Source organism: Pseudomonas urmiensis (genome assembly GCF_014268815.2).
In the GTDB taxonomy this organism is placed as follows: domain Bacteria; phylum Pseudomonadota; class Gammaproteobacteria; order Pseudomonadales; family Pseudomonadaceae; genus Aquipseudomonas; species Aquipseudomonas urmiensis.
In genome coordinates this window covers 581383-595739 of record NZ_JABWRE020000001.1, presented here as the reverse complement: position 1 = coordinate 595739, position 14357 = coordinate 581383, and the positions used below count along the sequence as shown (strand labels likewise).

The window sequence follows — 14357 nt, the reverse complement described above, 5'->3', positions numbered from 1 at the left end:
AGGCCTCTTCGCGGGCAAGCCCGCTCCAATAGGGAATCTTGTGGGCGCGGGCTTGCCCGCGAAGAAGGCAGGACTGACACAACCCACGCAGCGTTCAAATCTCGACCTGGGTCCCCAGCTCGATCACCCGGTTCAACGGCAAATTGAAGAAGCGCAGATTACCGTTGGCATTCTTCAACAAGAAAGCGAACAACGTGCCACGCCAGCGCGCCATCCCTTCCAACCGCGAGGCGATCACCGTCTCTCGGCTTAGGAAGTAGGTTGTGCGCATGGGGCTGAAGTCCAGCTCTTCCAGATGGCACAGCTTCAGTGCCTGGGGCACATCCGGCTCATCCATGAAACCAAAGTGCAGCAACACTCGGAAGAAGCCATCGCCGTAGGCCTCCACTTCGAAGCGCTCCTGTTCCGGGACCCGCGGGCGGTCCTCACTGACCACCGTCAGCAGCACCACCTGGCTATGCAGTACCTGGTTGTGCAGCATGTTGTGCAACAGCGCGTGCGGCACTGCATCCGGCCGCGCGGTCAGAAACACCGCCGTGCCTTCGACCCGATGCGGCGGCTGCACACGAATGCTGCTGATAAATACCGGCAACGGCAGCGCCGCCTCATCGATGCGCTCCACCAAAATTTGCTTGCCGCGCTTCCAAGTGGTCATAAGCAAGAACAGCACGCTGCCGGCGAGCACCGGGAAAGCGCCACCCTGCACGACCTTGGGCAGGTTGGCGGTGAAAAACAGCGCGTCGACCAACAAGAACCCCAACAGGATCGGCACCGCCAGCAGCGGTGGCCACTTCCACAACAACAGCATCACCGTCGAAACCAGCAGCGTGGTCATCAGCATGGTGCCGGTGACTGCCACGCCATAGGCTGCCGCCAGCGCGCCGGACGACTCGAAACCGATCACCAGCAGCACGACCGCCACCATCAGTGCCCAGTTGACTGCGCCGATATAGATCTGCCCCTGCTCATCGCTGGAGGTGTGCTGGATCTGCATGCGCGGGATGTAGCCCAGCTGAATCGCCTGGCGGGTGAGCGAGAAGGCCCCGGAAATGACCGCTTGAGATGCGATTACCGTGGACAGGGTGGCCAGCCCGATCAAAGGCAGCAGTGCCCAGGACGGCGCCAATAGATAGAACGGGTTACGTGCTGCCTCAGGATCGTGCAGCAACAGCGCGCCCTGACCGAAGTAGTTCAGCACCAGTGCCGGCAGCACCAGGATGAACCAAGCCCGAGCAATCGGCTTGCGGCCAAAATGGCCCATATCGGCATACAGCGCCTCGGCACCGGTCAGCGCCAACACCACCGCGCCAAGGATCGCCACGCCCATGCCGGGATGCACGATAAAGAAGCGCACCGCCCAGGCCGGATCGAAGGCTCTGAGCACTTCCGGGCTGTGGGAAATCCCATGCAGGCCCAACGCCGCCAGGACCAGGAACCAGGTCACCATCACCGGGCCGAACAGAATGCCGATCTTCGCCGTGCCGTGCTTTTGCACCAGAAACAGCGCCACCAGCACCACCACGGCAATCGGCACCACCCAATGGTCAATGCCATCGAAGGCCAGCCCCATCCCCTCTACCGCCGACAACACCGACACCGCCGGGGTGATCATGCTGTCGCCATAGAACAATGAGGCGCCGATCAGGCCACAGCCGACCATCAGCATGCGCAACTTCGGATACGGCGCCGAAGCCCGCCGGGCCAAGGCGGTCAGGGCCATGATGCCACCTTCGCCCTGGTTGTCGGCACGTAGGATGAAGGTCACGTACTTGACCGACACCACCCAGATCAACGACCAGAGGATCAACGACAAGATGCCCAGCACCCCATCATGGTTGACCGGCACCCCGTAACCGCCGGAGAAGACTTCCTTGAGGGTGTACAGCGGGCTGGTACCGATATCGCCGTAGACCACCCCAACAGCTGCCACCAGCAGGCTCAGCGGCCGTGCCGCGCCCTGCCCGCCTTCGGCGTGACTGCTTGCCTGAACCATCGACCACTCCCGCAGATGGCCTCGTCGGACCGATAGAATTGGCACGCCTGCCAGGGCATCGCAGATACGTCGTAGATACCGGCAGGCAATGGCGCAAAGCTTAGCGCAGCGTTCGTCGCTTTTCTGCTGGTCAAGCGACCTTGCGCTCGCTAGAATTGCGCACTTTTTGATCAGAGGCGCCGAAAGCGCCCGTCGGGATTGCCCTCGCCATTGCCAGGGCAACCGCTTTCAATGCCGAGGTTAGCTATGTCCACCACCCCCGCTCCTACCACGCCGAAGGTAGGGTTTGTCTCTCTCGGATGCCCGAAGGCATTGGTCGATTCCGAGCGCATCCTGACCCAGCTGCGCATGGAAGGCTATGAAGTCGTGCCGACCTACGAGGACGCCGACGTAGTGGTGGTCAACACCTGCGGCTTCATCGACAGCGCCAAGGCCGAGTCGCTGGAAGTGATCGGCGAAGCGATCAAGGAAAACGGCAAGGTCATCGTCACCGGCTGCATGGGTGTCGAGGAAGGCAGTATCCGTGACGTGCACCCAAGCGTGCTGTCGGTGACCGGCCCGCAGCAGTACGAGCAGGTAGTCAACGCCGTGCACGAAGTGGTGCCGCCGCGCCAGGACCACAACCCGCTGATCGACCTGGTGCCACCTCAAGGCGTCAAGCTGACCCCACGTCACTACGCCTACTTGAAGATTTCCGAAGGCTGCAACCACAGCTGCAGCTTCTGCATCATTCCATCGATGCGCGGCAAGCTGGTCAGCCGTCCGGTAGGTGAAGTGCTGAGCGAGGCCGAGCGCCTGGTCAAGGCCGGCGTCAAGGAGATCCTGGTGATCTCCCAGGACACCAGCGCCTATGGCGTCGACGTCAAGTACAAGACCGACTTCTGGAACGGCCGCCCGGTCAAGACGCGCATGCTCGAGCTGTGCGAGGCCCTGAGCAGCCTGGGCGCCTGGGTGCGCCTGCACTACGTCTACCCCTACCCCAACGTCGACGACGTGATCCCGCTGATGGCGGCCGGCAAGATCCTGCCGTACCTGGACATCCCGTTCCAGCACGCCAGCCCGAAAGTGCTCAAGTCGATGAAGCGCCCAGCGTTCGAAGACCGCACCCTGGCGCGAATCAAGAACTGGCGCGAGCAGTGTCCTGAGCTGGTGATCCGTTCGACCTTCATCGTCGGCTTCCCTGGCGAAACCGAAGAAGACTTCCAATACCTGCTCGACTGGCTGACCGAAGCCCAGCTCGACCGCGTTGGTTGCTTCCAGTACTCCCCAGTCGAAGGCGCCCCGGCCAACGACCTGGGCCTGGACGAAGTGCCGGACGACATCAAGCAAGACCGCTGGGAGCGCTTCATGGCCCATCAACAGGCGATCAGCGCCGCGCGCTTGCAGATGCGCATTGGCAAAGAGATCGAAGTGCTGATCGATGAGGTCGAGGAACAGGGCTCGGTTGGCCGCAGCTTCTTCGATGCCCCTGAGATCGATGGCAGCGTGTTCATCGATGGCGACCATGGCTTCAAGCCCGGCGACAAGGTCCGTTGCCGCGTAGTCGATGCCGACGAATACGATATGTGGGCTGAGCCTGTCTGAGGCATTTTCCCACCGCGAGCCCCGCCAACTGGCGTAATGCTGTTCACTTAAGGTTTTGGGGCTGCTTTGCAGCCCTTCGCGGGCAAGCCCGCTCCCACAGGTAGAGCGCTTGATCAGAGAACAGCGCAATCACTGTAGGAGCGGGCTTGCCCGCGAAGGGCTGCGAAGCGGCCCCAAAGCAGACGACACATGTCTTGAGTGAGCAGCGTACGCCAACTGGCGGGGCTTTTTTTTGCATCTATGGTTCATGAGAGGGCCGCCAGGCCTGCCGCCTCCCGCAGAGGCTGCGATCGAGACAACGCACTCGGAGGATCACAGGGATGCGCTCGGCATTGACGCTGCAAACCCCGCATGTAAGCGACTACCCCGAGCTGGTTCGAGTCTGGGAAGCCTCGGTTCGCGCCACCCATGACTTCCTGCCCGATGCCTACATCCTGCTACTGCGTGAGCATGTCCTGCGTCAGTACCTGGATGCGGTAATGCTGATCTGCTGTAAAGACCACGCCCGGCGCATCCTTGGTTTTGCCGGGGTGGCCAACGGCCGCGTCGATATGCTCTTCGTCGCCCCCGAGCAGCGTGGCAAAGGCGTCGGCAAGCGTCTGCTGCACTACGCCATCGATGAGCTGAACGCCGAACGGCTGGACGTCAATGAGCAGAACCCGCAAGCGCTGGGCTTCTACCTGCATGAAGGCTTCGAAATTGTCGGACGCTCGGCTACCGATGGTTTGGGCCAGCCCTACCCTCTGCTGCATCTGCAATTGCATCCGCGCAAACGCGAGCAACCCCGTTAGGAAACAGGGCAAATGGCACAGATTCCCAGCCCCAAGCACGTCTTGGCAGGTACAATGGCCGGTCTTTCCCTGCCTTTAGCGAATCGTCTCCATGTCTGAACCCGTGCGCCTGTCCAAACGCCTCATCGAGCAACTCGGCTGCTCCCGCCGCGAGGCCGAGCAGTACATCGAGGGCGGCTGGGTGACAGTCGATGGCGTGGTGGTCGAACAGCCCCAGTTCAAGATCGACGGCCAGCAGGTCGCCCTGCTCCCTGGCGCCCGCGCCGAGGCGCTGGAGCCGGTCACCCTGCTGATCAACCAGCCTGCCGGTATGGACGCTGAAAGCGCCCGCGCCAGCATTGGCATGGACAACCTCAGCCAAGCCCACAGCCAGGACGTGCGGCCGCTGCACGGCCACTTTGCTCGGCTGGCCTGCGTCGCGCCGCTGGAGCGCGGGGCGACTGGCCTGCAGCTGTTCACCCAGGACTGGCGGGTATCCGGCAAGATCGAACGAGACCTGCGCAAGCTGGAGCAGGAATACATCATCGAGGTACGTGGCGAGGCCACCCCGCAAGCGCTGGAGCGCTTGGCCCGGGGCATCACCCGCAATGACCGCGAACTGCCCAAGGCCAAGGCCAGCTGGCAGAACGAAACCCACCTGCGGCTGGCCTTGAAGAACCCCCAGCCCGGCCAGATCAGCGAACTGTGTGCCAGCCTGCGGCTGGAGATCGTCAGCATGCGTCGGATCCGCCTGGGCGGTGTGTCGATGGGCAAGTTGCCCCTGGGCCAATGGCGCTACGTCGCCGTTACCGAACGCTTCTAAGCGATACCGCCGCGCAGCCTGTGCGCGGCATTGAACAGGATTTGCCGCAATGAACCACAACGACGTCCTGCGCAGCGTGCGCTATATGCTCAAGCTCAATGACCCGAAGATCGCCAAGGTCATCGAGTTGTCTGGCTTGGCAGTGTCCACCGAGGCAGTCGCCAGCTACATGAAGAAGGAAGAAGAACCCGGCTTCGTGCGCTGCCCAGATGAGGTCATGGCGCACTTTCTCGATGGCCTGGTGATTCATCGCCGTGGCCGCGATGACAGCCGCCCGCCGCAGCCACTGGAGCTGCCGGTGACCAACAACACCATCCTCAAGAAGCTGCGGGTGGCGTTCGAGCTCAAGGAAGAAGACCTGCACGCCATTCTCAAGTCGGTTAATTTCCCGGTGACCAAGCCTGAGCTCAGCGCGCTGTTTCGCAAGGTCGGCCATGAGAACTATCGCCCCTGCGGCGATCAGTTGCTGCGCAACTTCCTCAAGGGCCTGACTTTGCGCGTGCGCGGCTGAGTGGTCATGCAGCATACCGTCTCGCCCGTCGGCATCGTGCGCTCCTGCTTCAAGGAGAAGTTCGCCATCCCGCGCCAGCCACAGCTGGCCCCGGCTGCGCGTGGCGTGCTGGAGCTGCTGCCGCCGTTCGACCAGGGCGATGCGGTGGCGGGCCTGGAACAGGTCAGCCACGTCTGGCTGTTGTTCCTGTTCCATCAGGCCCTGGAAGACAAACCGCGGCTGAAGGTGCGTCCGCCGCGCCTGGGCGGCAACAAGAGCATGGGCGTGTTCGCCACTCGCGCCACCCATCGCCCCAATGGCATCGGTCAGTCGGTGGTCCGCCTTGAGGGTGTTGAACCGGGGCGTTTGCTGCTGTCGGGGATCGACTTGCTCGACGGCACCCCGGTGCTGGATATCAAACCGTACGTGCCCTACGCCGACAGCGTCAGCGGCGCCAGCAACCTGATGGCCGACAGCGCCCCTGTGGCGATTGCCGTGGACTGGGCCGACAGTGCCCTGCTTCAGGCAGGCGAGCATGCCCAGCGCCTCGGCGAGCCACTGGTGGAGCTGATCGAGCAGTGCCTGGCACAAGATCCGCGCCCGGCCTATCAAGTGCCGCCGGTTGAGCGGGTGTATGGGGTCAAGTTCTGGGATGTGCAGGTGCGCTGGCATTATCCGCAGACCGATCGGATTCGGGTGCTGGAAGTAGCGCTCGACTGCTGATCCGCTGCCTGTACTGGCCTCATCGCGGGGCAAGCCCGCTCCCACGAGCGCTGCAACCAACGTGGGAGCGGGCTTGTCCCGCGATGGGGCCAGTGCAGGCAGCACAATTAAGGCATAAAAAAACGCGAGGCAAGGCTCGCGTTTTCTTTTGCTGCTTTCGCCTTACTTCTCGACGAAAGCACGCTCGATCAGGTAGTCACCCGGCTCACGCATACGCGCCGAAATCTTCAGGCCGAAGCTGTCGAGCACTTCGCTGGTTTCGTCGAGCATGCTCGGGCTGCCGCAGATCATGGCGCGGTCGTCCTGCGGGTTGATCGGTGGCAGGCCGATGTCGCTGAACAGTTTGCCGCTGCGCATCAGGTCGGTCAGACGGCCTTGGTTCTCGAACGGCTCACGGGTCACGGTCGGGTAGTAGATCAGCTTGTCACGCACCGCCTCGCCGAAGAACTCGTTCTGCGGCAGGTGCTCGGTGATGAACTCGCGGTACGCCACTTCGTTGACGTAGCGTACGCCGTGAACCAGGATCACCTTTTCGAAACGCTCGTAGGTTTCTGGGTCCTGGATGACGCTCATGAACGGCGCCAGGCCAGTGCCGGTGCTCAGCAGGTACAGGTGCTTGCCCGGGTTCAGGTCATCGAGAACCAGCGTGCCGGTAGGCTTCTTGCTGATGATGATCTCGTCGCCTTCCTTCAGGTGCTGCAGCTGGGAGGTCAGCGGACCGTCAGGCACCTTGATGCTGAAGAATTCCAGATGCTCTTCCCAGTTCGGCGAAGCGATGGAGTAGGCGCGCATGAGCGGACGACCGGTCTCCTGCTGCAGGCCGATCATCACGAACTGACCGTTCTCAAAGCGCAGGCCCGGATCACGGGTGCACTTGAAGCTGAACAGGGTGTCGTTCCAGTGGTGAACACTGAGGACACGTTCGTGGTTCATGTTGCTCATCTAAGGTGACTCCTGAAGAAATACGCAGCGCGGACCAAGCGCACAGTTGCGCGATAGTTTAGGGGCAGCGACAATATCTGTTAAATGGATTATCAAGATATGTCTTATCGGTTATATAGATATGCGATTCACCTTACGCCAGCTTCAAGTGTTCGTCGCCGTGGCTCAGCATCAAAGCGTGTCCAAAGCCGCCGGTGTGCTGGCGTTGTCGCAATCGGCCGCTAGTACCTCGATTACCGAACTGGAGCGCCAGTCCAGCTGCCAGCTGTTCGACCGCGCCGGTAAACGCCTGAGCCTCAACGCCCTGGGCCATCAGTTGCTGCCCCAGGCCGTTGCCCTGCTCGACCAGGCCAAGGAGATCGAAGACCTGCTCAATGGCAAGTCCGGCTTTGGCTCACTCTCGGTCGGCGCCACCCTGACCATCGGCAACTACCTCGCTACCCTGCTGATCGGCAGCTTCATGCAGGTGCACCCAGAAAGCCAGGTCAAGCTGCATGTGCAAAACACTGCGCACATTGTGCAACAGGTAGCCCACTACGAAATTGATTTGGGTCTGATCGAAGGCGATTGCAACCACCCCGATCTTGAAGTGCAACCCTGGGTCGAGGACGAGCTAGTGGTGTTCTGTGCGCCGCAGCATCCCTTGGCCAAGCTCGGCCGGGCGGACATCGAAACGCTGTCCCAGGAAGCGTGGATCCTGCGCGAGCAGGGCTCCGGCACCCGCCTGACCTTCGACCAGGAAATGCGCCACCAGCGCGCCAACCTCAATATCCGCCTGGAGCTGGAGCACACCGAGGCGATCAAGCGCGCCGTCGAGTCGGGCCTGGGTATCGGCTGCATCTCGCGCCTGGCCCTGCGCGATGCGTTCCGCCGCGGCAGCCTGGTGCCGGTGGAAACGCCCGAGCTAGACCTGTCGCGCCAGTTCTACTTCATCTGGCACAAGCAGAAGTACCAGACTTCCGCCATGCGCGAGTTCCTGGAACTGTGCCGCAGCTTCACCGCCGGGGTAAGGCGTAGTGACGAGATCGTATTGCCGCCAATCGCCTAGAGCAGGATCACGCCCCAGACCAGCGCCACCATGACCAGTGACACCAGCTGCGCAGCGCTACCCATGTCCTTGGCATTCTTCGACAGTGGGTGGCGCTCCAGCGAGATGCGGTCGATAGCAGCCTCAACTGCAGAGTTGAACAACTCGACGACCAAGCCCAGCATGCACACGGCGATCATGATGGCTCGCTCGGCGCGGCTGACCGGCAGCCAGAAGGCGGTCGGAATCAGCAGCACATTGAGCAGGACCAACTGGCGGAAAGCGGCTTCGCCCTTGAAGGCCGCGCGCAGGCCGTCCAGCGAATAGCCGGCGGCATTGAAGATACGTTTGAGGCCGGTCTGGCCCTTGAATGGCGACATGTGCGTCACTTCACCGATGAAAGGCCAGCAGGCTATAGGAATACGGGTCAAAAAAGCGTGAAGCTCGCGCGCTTTAGCTGCTGGCAACTGATTCAAGCTGTTGCAAGAGCAGCGCGGCCTGGGTCCGGGTACGTACGCCGAGTTTGCGGAAGATCGCCGTCACGTGGGCCTTGATGGTCGCCTCCGAGACGCTCAGCTCATAGGCGATCTGCTTGTTCAGCAAACCTTCGCAGACCATGGTAAGCACGCGGAACTGCTGCGGAGTCAGGCTGGCCAGGCCCTCGCTGGCGGCCTTGGCTTCAGCCGAGACATCGACCTTGTCAAAGGCCTGCGGCGGCCACCACACCTCGCCGTCGAGCACCTTCTGCACGGCGTCCTGGATCACCTCCAGCGGGCTCGACTTGGGAATGAAGCCGCTGGCGCCGAACTCGCGCGACTTGACCACCACCGCGGCTTCTTCCTGGGCCGACACCATCACCACCGGAATCTGCGGGTACTGCCCGCGCAGCAGGACCAGCCCGGAGAAGCCATAGGCCCCCGGCATGTTCAAGTCGAGCAGGACCAAGTCCCAGTCGGACTTTTCGGTCAGGCGGGTTTCCAGCTCGGCGATGCTCGCCACTTCTACCAGGCGTACATCCGGGCCAAGGCCGAGGGTAACGGCTTGGCGCAGGGCGCTGCGAAACAGCGGGTGGTCATCGGCAATCAGGATTTCGTAAGTGGCCATCGATCTGTTGATCCTGTTCTGTGCCAGGCGCGTGAGGGATAGGTGCGCCGCCTGACAGGCAACTCAAGGCGCGAACGGCAGGGCCGCCGGCCGGTAAGGCACGGCGAAGTCCGGGGTAACAGCAGCTTCGTCGTGCCCGAAACGGCGCCAAGAATGCCGAGCACGGTCCGGGTGGTCAAGCCCGCCGTACCCGCCCACCCTGGCTGCCAGCGTGGTCATTATGAACCAATATGCCATCCCTGCCCCTTGGACTATAGGAAGGTATGCAAACGTTGATGAGGGTCATCCTGCATGTCCAGCGGCAAATGGCGCTTGGCACTCAAGTAATGCAGGCTGAACACATCCAGGTAGGCATCCAGGGCTTGCGAGGCCTGGCCATCACCTGCCAGATCCAGGCACATCGCCGCCACTTCCGCGGTGCAGAAGTGGTCATCGCGCTTGGAGCGGCGCAGGCGGTAGCGCGACATCTGCTCGGCCTCAAGGCTAAGCACCGGGAAGCGATCCAGGTAGGGACTTTTGCGAAACATCTTGCGCGCCTCGGTCCAGGTCGCGTCGAGCAAGATGAACAGCGGCCGTTTGCCCGGCGCCAAGCTGACTTCACTGACCACGCGCTCCTGGGCGACGAACTCGCCAGGGAAGACGATGTAGGGCTGCCACTGCGGCTGATCGAGCAGCGCCAGCAAGCCTGGGTCGACCGCCGTGCGCTGCCAGCCAAAGGCCGAGGTGTCTTCGACCAGGTCGGCAATCAACCAACCGGTGTTAGTCGGCTTCAGTGGCTCGGTGTCATGCATCAGCAGGCATACGCCAGCATTGGCATTGACCTTGGGCTTCAAGGCGCACAGGCAATGGCTGGCGATCACTCGGCAATCGTTGCAGCGTACCGCTCGCGAACCACGCGCAACGAAGGGTTTGATGCTGCGCGCCAGACGCTCGGCGCGCAGGCGCGCGACCGCGTGACTCATGACGGCAAGCCTGGGGACAGGGAAGGAATGGACACTTCGACAACTCGGGGCGAATAAAGCGACAGTCTACCAGAGCGCAGGTCATTTGCCGTGCAGGTGTGCCAGCGGCTCCCTTATAATTGGCGCTTTGGCGGCCTGGATTAACCCCGCGCAGGCGAGGTTTGATGGAACGCCGCCCGCCGGCGCAGGTCAAAGCGCCAGTCATCGAACCAGGAGAGATTCATGCTGCGTCTTATCGTCCCGACCCTGAGCCTTCTGCTCACCCTGCCCCTGGCGGCCCAGGCGGCTTCCAAGCAGGACTACGAGCTGAACCAGTTGCTGCAGAAGGTCGCCAAGGAAAGCAGCGTTGGCACCCCGCGTGCGATCAACGAAGACATCCTCGATCAGGGCTACACCGTTGAAGGCAAGGCGCTAGTCAATCACCTGAGCGTGCGTCAGGAACATGCCGAACGCATGCAGTCCAACCCGCAACAGGTGCGCAGCCAGCTCGGCGACAGCGTGTGCAGGAACAACGGCTATCGCAACCTGCTGTCCAAAGGCGCAGTGCTGGTCTATCGCTTTACCGTGTACAAGAGCAACAGCCCGGTCATGGATCAAGCGTTCGATGCCGCCAGCTGCGCGGCTGGCAGCAAAAAGAGCAAGTGATCCAGGCCATCTGATCGCTTCACTTGGCGCGCCGCTGCTCTTCCTCGGCGCGCAACTCAGCCAACAAGGCCTGAAGGTAGCGCGAATGTACTTCGCCGCTACCCAACCTGCGCCGGCATTCTGCTTCAAGGCTCAGGTGATGAGCCCGGGCCGCGTTCTCCAGCAGCTTGTACAACTGCTGATCCACTTCGATGACCAAACGATGCATGTGGCCACCTCCCGCATCGAGCCCTCTGCCCCCAGTTAACCAAAGCCGCACAGCGGTTGGAGGCCATCCGACCAGCGGCGATCAGCCAGCCATTGCGGCACGATCATGCGCCAGCGTCTAGATTGATAACCAACACCTGCGAATTTCCGGCGAGCATGGCCGGGCACGCGGCGTTGCGTTACTTGCAGTACAACAACGAGATGGACTTACCACCACTGCATCATGGCCTTGAAGGCCTACTGCAACGCTCGAGGGGCACACTCGAGCCACAGCAGCCAGCGACACACGCAGTGTCGCGGCCGGGCATCACCATCGGCCCGGTCAGAGGTTTTGCTGCAGAAGGAGACGTTGAATGCCTTACCAACCCAATGAGCTTCTGTTCAAACACTTCAGGGACAACGGGATCGACCTGAGCAAGATCGACGAGCAACTGCAACTGGTTGCACCTACCAGCGCCAACCTGCCGCTGTACCGCGACATGATGCTGACCATCCTGCGCATGGCCCATGACGACAGCAATCGCTGGAACGCCAAGATCACCCTGCAGGCCCTGCGCGAGCTGGATCATTCTTTCCGCATCCTCGAACGCTACCGCGGGCGGCGCAAAGTCACCGTGTTCGGCTCTGCCCGTACCCCTATTGAACATCCGATGTACGCCTTGGCACGCGAGCTGGGGGCAACCTTGGCCCGTTCGGATTTGATGGTGATTACCGGTGCCGGCGGCGGCATCATGGCTGCCGCCCACGAGGGGGCTGGCAGTGAGCACAGCCTGGGGTTCAACATCACCCTGCCCTTCGAGCAGCACGCCAACCCGACGGTGGATGGCACCGACAAGCTGCTGCCGTTCCACTTCTTCTTTATCCGCAAGTTGTTCTTCGTCAAAGAGGCCGATGGCTTGGTACTGTGTCCGGGCGGCTTCGGTACGCTCGATGAGGCGCTGGAAGTGCTGACCCTGATCCAGACCGGCAAGAGCCCGCTGGTGCCAGTGGTATTGCTCGATTCCCCAGGTGGCAGCTTCTGGCAAGACTGTCTGAACTTCATCAGCCGACAACTGGAGGAGAACCGCTACATCCTTCCCACCGACCTCAAGCTGGTGCGCCTGGTGCACAGTGCCGATGAGGCAGTGGAAGAGATCAACCAGTTCTACAGCAACTATCACTCAAGCCGCTGGCTGAAAAATCAGTTCGTGGTCCGCATGCACCATCCGCTCAGCGAAGCGGCGCTGTACGACATTCAGGAGGGATTCGCTGACCTGCGCCTGAGTGGCAAATACCACCAACAGCCAGATACCAACGTGGAACATGAGGTGGGCAACTACAGCCATTTGACTCGGCTCACGTTCGCCTTCAACGGCCGTGATCAAGGTCGCCTACGGGAGCTGGTGGACTTCATCAACCTGCCAGAGAACTGGGCCAAACCGCAGCCGATGCATACCACCCAGAGGGCGCGGGAAGCGCTTAAAGTCAGCCAAGCAGCAAACTAGTAGTCATCCAAATCTCGGCCGCTCAACAGGCGGCCGATCATCTCCATGGAAAACCCACGGTAGGCGAGAAAGCGTGTCTGCTGGGCACGACTGCGCGGATCGACGGGACGCTGCCCGGCAAACTTGCGCTGCCAGACATCCTGCAAGCGGGCCGCCCAGTCCACTCCGCTTTCGCGCAGGGCCTGTTCAACATCGCCTCGATCCAGACCACGCTGGCCAAGCTCCTCACGAATACGTGCGGGGCCATAACCGGCGTTGGAGCGATAGGAAATGAAACTCTCGAGATAACGGGCTTCACTGAGCAGCCCTTCTTCGGCGAGCCGATCGAGCGCGGGCTCGATCAACTCATCCGAAGCGCCGCGCTGACGCAGTTTGCGCGTCAGTTCGACCCGACCATGCTCGCGACGTGCGAGCAGGTCCATGGCTGTCCGTCGGACGGCGACGGGGGTGTCGAGTACGACGGACATAGCGGTAGATCAATAACCCGCTTCGGCGTCAGCCAGGTCATCCGCACCGGCATCAGCGGCAGCAGCCTTGCCTGCAGCGGCAACGGCACCGACGTTGAGCAGCTTGTCGCGGATCTGCTTCTCGAGTTCGGCACCGATGGCCGGGTTCTCTTGCAGGTACTTGGCCGCGTTCGCCTTGCCTTGGCCAATCTTGTTGCCTTGGTAGCTGTACCAGGCGCCGGATTTCTCCACGAAGCCGTGAGCAACACCCAGGTCGATAATCTCGCCGTTGCGGTAGATGCCCTTGCCGTAGAGGATCTGGAACTCAGCTTGGCGGAATGGCGGCGAGACCTTGTTCTTGACGATCTTCACGCGGGTTTCGCTACCCACCACTTCGTCGCCTTCCTTGACGGCGCCGGTACGGCGGATGTCCAGGCGCACCGAGGCGTAGAACTTCAGGGCGTTACCACCGGTGGTGGTTTCCGGGCTGCCGAACATCACGCCGATCTTCATACGGATCTGGTTGATGAAGATGACCAGGCAGTTGGCGTTCTTGATGTTACCGGTGATTTTACGCAGCGCCTGGGACATCAGACGGGCCTGCAGGCCCACGTGCATGTCACCCATTTCGCCTTCGATCTCGGCCTTGGGTACCAGGGCAGCCACGGAGTCGACGATGATCACGTCAACCGCGTTGGAGCGCACCAGCATGTCGGTGATTTCCAGGGCTTGCTCGCCGGTGTCCGGCTGCGAGACCAGCAGGTCGTCGACATTGACGCCCAGCTTGCCGGCGTATTCAGGATCGAGGGCATGCTCGGCGTCGACGAAGGCACAGGTAGCGCCATTTTTCTGGGCTTCGGCGATGACCGACAGAGTCAGCGTGGTTTTACCGGAAGACTCCGGGCCGTAGATCTCGACGATACGGCCTTTTGGCAGACCACCAATGCCCAGGGCGATGTCCAACCCCAGCGAGCCAGTGGAGATAGCCGGGATACCGGTACGTTCCTGATCGCCCATGCGCATGACTGCGCCTTTGCCGAATTGGCGTTCGATCTGACCCAGGGCCGCAGCCAAGGCGCGCTTCTTGTTGTCGTCCATTGAAATCCTCACGTGATCGACTGGCCCTGTATGGCCGGAATAACTGTATAAGTAGCCAG

The 14357-nt window shown here is 61.7% G+C and carries 16 protein-coding genes; 8 read left to right on the top strand and 8 right to left on the bottom strand.

Annotated elements, in window-relative coordinates; translation table 11 throughout:
• Positions 1-94: 94 nt before the first annotated feature.
• The gene (locus HU737_RS02700; protein WP_186555371.1) at positions 95-1993 is read right to left on the bottom strand and encodes a potassium transporter Kup; all 1899 of its coding nucleotides are present in this window, start codon (positions 1991-1993) and stop codon (positions 95-97) included.
• Positions 1994-2239: 246 nt separating this feature from the next.
• Here HU737_RS02700 and rimO point away from each other — a divergent pair, with 246 nt between their 5' ends.
• The 5 genes from rimO (at position 2240) to tsaA (ending at position 6383) form a co-directional block, all read left to right on the top strand.
• Entirely contained in the window at positions 2240-3577 is a 1338-nt protein-coding gene (gene rimO, locus HU737_RS02695; protein ID WP_186555372.1) for a 30S ribosomal protein S12 methylthiotransferase RimO, read from the top strand.
• Between the two features lie 320 nt (positions 3578-3897).
• Entirely contained in the window at positions 3898-4368 is a 471-nt protein-coding gene (locus HU737_RS02690; RefSeq protein ID WP_186555373.1) for a GNAT family N-acetyltransferase, read from the top strand.
• A gap of 91 nt (positions 4369-4459) precedes the next feature.
• Complete coding sequence (locus tag HU737_RS02685) at positions 4460-5170, top strand: rRNA pseudouridine synthase (RefSeq protein WP_186555374.1); 711 nt, start codon at positions 4460-4462, stop codon at positions 5168-5170.
• Positions 5171-5219: 49 nt separating this feature from the next.
• Positions 5220-5681, top strand: coding sequence for a YehS family protein (locus HU737_RS02680; protein WP_186555375.1), 462 nt, complete (start codon positions 5220-5222; stop codon positions 5679-5681).
• 6 nt (positions 5682-5687) lie between these two features.
• Entirely contained in the window at positions 5688-6383 is a 696-nt protein-coding gene (gene tsaA / locus HU737_RS02675) for a tRNA (N6-threonylcarbamoyladenosine(37)-N6)-methyltransferase TrmO (protein ID WP_186555376.1), read from the top strand.
• A gap of 162 nt (positions 6384-6545) precedes the next feature.
• On the opposite strand, the gene fpr is transcribed toward tsaA, so the two are convergent.
• On the bottom strand, positions 6546-7325 hold the full coding sequence (fpr, locus tag HU737_RS02670; protein ID WP_186555377.1) for a ferredoxin-NADP reductase: 780 nt from the start codon (positions 7323-7325) through the stop codon (positions 6546-6548).
• A 121-nt stretch (positions 7326-7446) separates the two neighbouring features.
• On the opposite strand from fpr, the gene finR reads away from it, so the two are divergent.
• The gene (finR, locus tag HU737_RS02665; protein ID WP_186555378.1) at positions 7447-8373 is read left to right on the top strand and encodes a LysR family transcriptional regulator FinR; all 927 of its coding nucleotides are present in this window, start codon (positions 7447-7449) and stop codon (positions 8371-8373) included.
• Here finR and HU737_RS02660 read toward each other — a convergent pair.
• The 3 genes from HU737_RS02660 to HU737_RS02650 form a co-directional block, all read right to left on the bottom strand.
• Complete coding sequence (locus HU737_RS02660; RefSeq protein ID WP_186555379.1) at positions 8370-8732, bottom strand: diacylglycerol kinase; 363 nt, start codon at positions 8730-8732, stop codon at positions 8370-8372. The genes finR and HU737_RS02660 overlap by 4 nt on opposite strands.
• A gap of 73 nt (positions 8733-8805) precedes the next feature.
• The gene (erdR, locus tag HU737_RS02655) at positions 8806-9456 is read right to left on the bottom strand and encodes a response regulator transcription factor ErdR (RefSeq protein WP_186555380.1); all 651 of its coding nucleotides are present in this window, start codon (positions 9454-9456) and stop codon (positions 8806-8808) included.
• Positions 9457-9707: 251 nt separating this feature from the next.
• Complete coding sequence (locus HU737_RS02650) at positions 9708-10418, bottom strand: tRNA-uridine aminocarboxypropyltransferase (RefSeq protein ID WP_186555381.1); 711 nt, start codon at positions 10416-10418, stop codon at positions 9708-9710.
• 222 nt (positions 10419-10640) lie between these two features.
• On the opposite strand from HU737_RS02650, the gene HU737_RS02645 reads away from it, so the two are divergent.
• The gene (locus HU737_RS02645; protein WP_186555382.1) at positions 10641-11063 is read left to right on the top strand and encodes a quorum-sensing-regulated virulence factor family protein; all 423 of its coding nucleotides are present in this window, start codon (positions 10641-10643) and stop codon (positions 11061-11063) included.
• A gap of 19 nt (positions 11064-11082) precedes the next feature.
• Here HU737_RS02645 and HU737_RS02640 read toward each other — a convergent pair whose 3' ends face one another.
• Positions 11083-11271, bottom strand: coding sequence for a hypothetical protein (locus HU737_RS02640; RefSeq protein ID WP_186555383.1), 189 nt, complete (start codon positions 11269-11271; stop codon positions 11083-11085).
• A gap of 352 nt (positions 11272-11623) precedes the next feature.
• On the opposite strand from HU737_RS02640, the gene HU737_RS02635 reads away from it, so the two are divergent.
• Positions 11624-12754: an LOG family protein gene (locus HU737_RS02635; RefSeq protein ID WP_186555384.1), complete on the top strand. Its 1131-nt coding sequence runs from the start codon at positions 11624-11626 to the stop codon at positions 12752-12754.
• Here HU737_RS02635 and recX read toward each other — a convergent pair.
• Both recX and recA read right to left on the bottom strand, forming a co-directional pair.
• Positions 12751-13221, bottom strand: a complete 471-nt coding sequence (gene recX / locus HU737_RS02630) for a recombination regulator RecX (RefSeq protein ID WP_186555385.1) — start codon at positions 13219-13221, stop codon at positions 12751-12753. The two genes, HU737_RS02635 and recX, sit on opposite strands and share 4 nt — an antisense overlap.
• A 9-nt stretch (positions 13222-13230) precedes the next feature.
• Positions 13231-14298: a recombinase RecA gene (gene recA / locus HU737_RS02625; protein ID WP_186555386.1), complete on the bottom strand. Its 1068-nt coding sequence runs from the start codon at positions 14296-14298 to the stop codon at positions 13231-13233.
• Positions 14299-14357 lie beyond the last annotated feature (59 nt).

Bases quoted from the DNA above. Each gene is read 5' to 3' on its own strand.
- HU737_RS02700 (WP_186555371.1), bottom strand. From the start codon at position 1,993: ATGGTTCAGGCAAGCAGTCACGCCGAAGGCGGGCAGGGCGCGGCACGG.
- rimO (WP_186555372.1), top strand. From the start codon at position 2,240: ATGTCCACCACCCCCGCTCCTACCACGCCGAAGGTAGGGTTTGTCTCT.
- HU737_RS02690 (WP_186555373.1), top strand. From the start codon at position 3,898: ATGCGCTCGGCATTGACGCTGCAAACCCCGCATGTAAGCGACTACCCC.
- HU737_RS02685 (WP_186555374.1), top strand. From the start codon at position 4,460: ATGTCTGAACCCGTGCGCCTGTCCAAACGCCTCATCGAGCAACTCGGC.
- HU737_RS02680 (WP_186555375.1), top strand. From the start codon at position 5,220: ATGAACCACAACGACGTCCTGCGCAGCGTGCGCTATATGCTCAAGCTC.
- tsaA (WP_186555376.1), top strand. From the start codon at position 5,688: ATGCAGCATACCGTCTCGCCCGTCGGCATCGTGCGCTCCTGCTTCAAG.
- fpr (WP_186555377.1), bottom strand. From the start codon at position 7,325: ATGAGCAACATGAACCACGAACGTGTCCTCAGTGTTCACCACTGGAAC.
- finR (WP_186555378.1), top strand. From the start codon at position 7,447: ATGCGATTCACCTTACGCCAGCTTCAAGTGTTCGTCGCCGTGGCTCAG.
- HU737_RS02660 (WP_186555379.1), bottom strand. From the start codon at position 8,732: ATGTCGCCATTCAAGGGCCAGACCGGCCTCAAACGTATCTTCAATGCC.
- erdR (WP_186555380.1), bottom strand. From the start codon at position 9,456: ATGGCCACTTACGAAATCCTGATTGCCGATGACCACCCGCTGTTTCGC.
- HU737_RS02650 (WP_186555381.1), bottom strand. From the start codon at position 10,418: ATGAGTCACGCGGTCGCGCGCCTGCGCGCCGAGCGTCTGGCGCGCAGC.
- HU737_RS02645 (WP_186555382.1), top strand. From the start codon at position 10,641: ATGCTGCGTCTTATCGTCCCGACCCTGAGCCTTCTGCTCACCCTGCCC.
- HU737_RS02640 (WP_186555383.1), bottom strand. From the start codon at position 11,271: ATGCATCGTTTGGTCATCGAAGTGGATCAGCAGTTGTACAAGCTGCTG.
- HU737_RS02635 (WP_186555384.1), top strand. From the start codon at position 11,624: ATGCCTTACCAACCCAATGAGCTTCTGTTCAAACACTTCAGGGACAAC.
- recX (WP_186555385.1), bottom strand. From the start codon at position 13,221: ATGTCCGTCGTACTCGACACCCCCGTCGCCGTCCGACGGACAGCCATG.
- recA (WP_186555386.1), bottom strand. From the start codon at position 14,298: ATGGACGACAACAAGAAGCGCGCCTTGGCTGCGGCCCTGGGTCAGATC.